Consider the following 4,592-nt stretch of genomic DNA (forward strand, 5'->3'; position numbering starts at 1 on the left):
CCCTTGGGCAACCAGCGGCGCCACCAGGTGGTGCCAGCCCAGCGCCACGCCCTGATTGCCCAGGGCCAGCTGTACCAGCAGGTTGTAGTCGTTGGCATTGAAAAAGTGCGGCGCCGTGTTGGCGCGGCTTTTCAGGTCGACGTCATGGAAGGCCAGCCATACGTTCCAGTCCACATGCTCGGCCACCTGCGAGCGCCCATAGGGGCTGAGGTTAAGCAAAGTGCCATCGCGCAACCCCTGCAAGGTGCGCACTTCCGGGTGCTGCGCCAGATACTGCGGCGTGCACACCGGGTAGATCACGTCATGGTTGAGCGGGTGCGAGCGATAGCCCGCCTGCACTTTGCCCAGCTTGGTGATGTAGATGTCCGGGCGCACGCCAGGCTCCATCGACAGAAAGTTCTGCGTGGTGACCAGGTTGATGTCGATGTCCGGGTTCTCGTCGAAGAACCTGGACATGCGGGGGCCCATCCACAAGGCCGCGAACGCCGGGGAACAGCACAAGGTGACCACGTGCTTGGTGTTGGTATTGCTGCGGATGCGCTCGGCCGCCTGGGAAATGTTGACGAACGACAACTGCACCGCATCGAAAAAGATCGAGCCGGCCACCGTCAGCTCCACCGCGCGCCCGACGCGGGTGAATAACTCGGCGCCCAGGTAGGTCTCCAGCTCTCGGATCTGCCGGCTGACCGCCGCCTGGGTGACGCACAGCGCTTCGGCCGCGCGGGTGAAGTTCTGGTACTTGGCGGCAGCGACGAAGACTTTGACCGCGCGCAGCGAGGGCATCTTGATCAGCGTCTGATCGGGCTCGGAGTGTCTGACCATGTCGGTAGTGGGAGGTTCTTCGTAGGAGCAGCCTGGTGCTGCGAAAAGGCCCGTACAGGCACCACGGCGCCAGTGTATGAGCCGGCATCTACGCAGCACAAGGCTGCTACCGCATTCAAGGGTGCGGCGGCAGGCTCTGCGCAGGGCCTTTCACGCCGATTGATAACTTCAGGTAATGGTTAGCGTAAATCAAATGTCGTTGGACCCGCTCTGGTTCAGGGCTTAACGTTAAAGCCACGGCGCGACATTGGTGACATCGATGTCGAATAATTTTGAAGCAGGTCATTCTGCGTGCCGGTTTTGACTCACGTTCGAATTTGAACGGACTGCCAAGCGTACTCGCACTGATCTCTACCCGCCTTATTGAAAGTGCGATGTTGAAAGATTGGTTAATAAGCATAATAAAGAGGGTCGTATGAGCCATGCCGATGAGATTCTTTCGGTAAAAAACATCTTCAAAGTGTTCGGGCCTAATCCGAACATGGCCATGCAGATGCTCCGCAAGGGCGCCGACAAGAACGAAATTTTCAGCAAGACCGGCCACGTCGTCGGCGTGTTCGATGCAAGTTTCTCCGTCAAACGCGGCGAGATTTTCGTCATCATGGGCCTTTCCGGGTCGGGCAAGTCGACCATGGTGCGGCTGTTCAACCGCCTGATCGAACCCACCTCCGGCAGCATTCACCTCAACGGCAAGGAAATTACCGGGCTCTCCGACAAAGCCCTGCTCGACGTGCGCCGCAAGGAAATGGGCATGGTGTTCCAGTCCTTTGCCCTGATGCCGCACATGAGCGTGCTGGAAAACACCGCCTTCGGCCTGGAGATTGCCGGCGTGCCTGAAGCCGAACGGCAAAGCCGTGCCCGCGAAGCGCTGAGCCAGGTTGGCCTGGCTGGCCACGAGCACAGCTACCCGCACCAGCTGTCCGGCGGCATGCAGCAGCGGGTGGGCCTGGCCCGGGCGCTCGCCAACGACCCGACCATCCTGCTGATGGACGAAGCGTTCTCGGCACTCGACCCGCTGATCCGCAGTGAAATGCAGGGCGAACTGATGCGCCTGCAGGCCGAGCAGCAGCGCACCATCATCTTCATTTCCCACGACATCGAGGAAGCCATCCGCATCGGCCATCGCATTGCGATCATGGAGGGCGGCCGCGTGGTGCAGATCGGCACCCCGCAAGAACTGATCAACCAGCCGGCCAACGATTCAGCTTCCCGCATTTCTACCGGCGCTTCCGTGAATTGTTTGCCATTGCCCCGCGCAAGTATCGGGCGCGCAGCCAGGGTTGGGCTGGGCGGCAGGATGTAGCGGTCCATTGACCCAGGAATCTGCAAGCCTTCATCGGCCCTATCGCCGGCAAGCCAGCTCCCACAGGATCGAGAGGCCTGTAGGAGCTGGCTTGCCGGCGATAGGGCCAGACCTGCAGAATGTGTTCGATTACCGAACGAAAATCAAAACTGACCTGTCCGCTATCCGCCCATCCAATCCGATCGCCGCATTGCCCATCCCCCGCCTTTTTGCTTAAGTGTCCCCATCCACCGGTTGTCACCTGCCCCCCGTGACCCGCAGCCGGCGCTATACAATAACCGTGAACGACCGCGGCCACCGCCCACAAGGCGGTAGGCAGCGGCGAACAGAACAATAACGATGCCGAGTGCCTTGCCTATGGAAAGCCGCCTGCTGAGCGAGCGCAGTAGCGTGTTCCACCACGCCGACCCTTATGCTGTGTCCGATTACGTCAACCAGCATGTAGGCCAGCATTGCATCGGTCTGTCGCGCACCACCCACCCCCAGGCCAGCCTCAGCCACCGCACGTTCGCCGAACTCGACCTGTGCCGCATCAGCTACGGCGGTAGCGTGCGGGTCACCTCGCCAGCCCTGGAGACCATCTACCACCTGCAGGTACTGCTGAACGGCAATTGCCTGTGGCGCGGGCACAAGCGCGAGCATCACCTGGTGCCGGGGGAACTGCTGCTGATCAACCCCGACGACCCGGTTGACCTGACCTACTCGGAAGACTGCGAGAAGTTTATCCTCAAGGTGCCCACCCGGTTGCTGGATTCGATCTGCGACGAACAGCGCTGGTATCGCCCCGACGGCGGCGTGCGCTTCCTGCGCAACCATTACCGGTTGGACGAGCTGGACGGGTTCGTCAATTTGCTGGCAATGGTGTGCCAGGAGGCGGAGGTGACGGATTCGCTGCCCAGGGTGCAGGGCCATTACAGCCAGATCGTGGCCAGCAAGCTGCTGACCCTGATGAGCACCAATATCCGTCGCGAAAGCCTGAGCGCACCGCAGGCGGGGCTTGAGCGCATTCTTGACTACATCGACCGCAACCTGAAACTGGAGCTATCGGCTGACGTGCTGGCAGAGCAGGCCTGCATGAGTTTGCGCTCGTTGTATACCTTGTTTGACCAGCACCTGGGTACTACACCCAAGCATTACGTGCGCCAGCGCAAGCTTGAGCGGGTGCATGCGTGCCTGAACGACCCGACTTGTGGTGTGCGCAGTGTGACGGAACTTGCCCTGGATTATGGATTCCTGCATCTGGGACGGTTTTCTGAAGTGTACCGCCAGCAGTTCGGCGAGCTGCCTTCGCAGACGTTCAAACGCCACAGATGAGGCGCGTTAGCGTGGTCACCTGACATTTCCACCAGTTGCTTACATTTCATGTACGTCCCACCATTTGATTTATTTCGATGAGAAGGTGGGTCCATGTCAACGTCGCGAAATTCCTCTGGTTCACGGCAGTACCCGGTTTATGGGCATGACGGCGGTGAGCAATTTGCATCCATGCTGGGCTTCGGCGGAGAGAGAATTGAGCCTACTACAGGGTGCTACTTACTAGGGAATGGATACCGCGCGTTCAATCCGGTCTTGATGAGGTTTCACAGTCCTGACAGCTTGAGCCCGATGGGGCTTGGAGGAATAAACTGTTATGCCTACTGTGGTGGGGATCCGGTTAATTATGCTGATCCTAGTGGGCACCGTAAGTTTTCTAAGATTTCAAAAGCCCCTGCGCTTCGGAAAATTTGGGAAACGCCTGAAGCGCCAAGACCTCAGAAACCAGTGCAACTGTCAAGTATTCGAAAACATGCAGGAGTCGCCGGCTATACTGTGAGTAATCAAGTCGTAGAAACTATCAACAATCTCGGGCGTGGTTACGGGGATCAAATACAACCCATCATGAATTCATCGCATTGGTCAGATGCTCAAAAATTATTAGTGCAAGGCACCGCAGTGAAGCTATCAAGCAACATCGGAGAAAATTTGCAGAGAGCCGCTGGCGATCCTGTCAATGCGGCTGCGACTCCGATATCGTCCAACAGTCACTTGATGGAGGCGTTAGCGGTAGTCGCACCACTTAACGAAATAATGCAAGCGGCAGGAAGCGTGAACACTCTTGTGAACGATGTTGTTGCAAGCTGGCTCCATGACCCCAAACGGCTGGTTCCAAAAGTGCGAGATCCCGGTAAAGCTGGATAGCACTCTGCACAATCCGGATAGTCCCCCGCCAGCGGTCTCCCTAACCTGACCAGGTCTGAACAATAACAATGGAGACCCTGGCCATGTTCCTGGGATTCGACTACCTCAATGCCATGCTCGAGGACGACCGTGAAAAGGGCATCTACCGCTGCAAGCGCGAGATGTTCACCGACCCACGCCTGTTCGACCTGGAGATGAAACACATCTTCGAGGGCAACTGGATCTACCTGGCCCACGAAAGCCAGATCCCCGAGAAAAACGATTTCCTCACCCTGACCATGGGGCGCCA

General features: G+C 58.3%; 4 protein-coding genes and 1 pseudogene. 4 read left to right on the top strand and 1 reads right to left on the bottom strand.

Going from position 1 to position 4,592, the window contains the following annotated elements; translation table 11 throughout:
* A partial coding sequence (locus HP546_RS26275; RefSeq protein ID WP_172231572.1) for a LysR family transcriptional regulator occupies nucleotides 1-822 on the bottom strand: 822 nt, incomplete at its 3' end.
* 415 nt (nucleotides 823-1,237) lie between these two features.
* On the opposite strand from HP546_RS26275, the gene HP546_RS26280 reads away from it, so the two are divergent.
* The 4 genes and pseudogenes from HP546_RS26280 to HP546_RS26295 form a co-directional block, all read left to right on the top strand.
* Complete coding sequence (locus HP546_RS26280) at nucleotides 1,238-2,125, top strand: glycine betaine/L-proline ABC transporter ATP-binding protein (RefSeq protein WP_256678540.1); 888 nt, start codon at nucleotides 1,238-1,240, stop codon at nucleotides 2,123-2,125.
* Nucleotides 2,126-2,482: 357 nt separating this feature from the next.
* On the top strand, nucleotides 2,483-3,439 hold the full coding sequence (gene benR, locus HP546_RS26285) for a benABC operon transcriptional activator BenR (protein ID WP_172231575.1): 957 nt from the start codon (nucleotides 2,483-2,485) through the stop codon (nucleotides 3,437-3,439).
* Between the two features lie 93 nt (nucleotides 3,440-3,532).
* On the top strand, nucleotides 3,533-4,303 hold the full coding sequence (locus HP546_RS31915) for an RHS repeat-associated core domain-containing protein (RefSeq protein ID WP_172231578.1): 771 nt from the start codon (nucleotides 3,533-3,535) through the stop codon (nucleotides 4,301-4,303).
* 83 nt (nucleotides 4,304-4,386) lie between these two features.
* Nucleotides 4,387-4,592, top strand: a pseudogene (locus tag HP546_RS26295) (benzoate 1,2-dioxygenase large subunit); the annotation flags it as partial.

The sequence above is a fragment of the Pseudomonas sp. CM25 genome, from assembly GCF_013179705.1.
Classification (GTDB): Bacteria; Pseudomonadota; Gammaproteobacteria; order Pseudomonadales; family Pseudomonadaceae; genus Aquipseudomonas.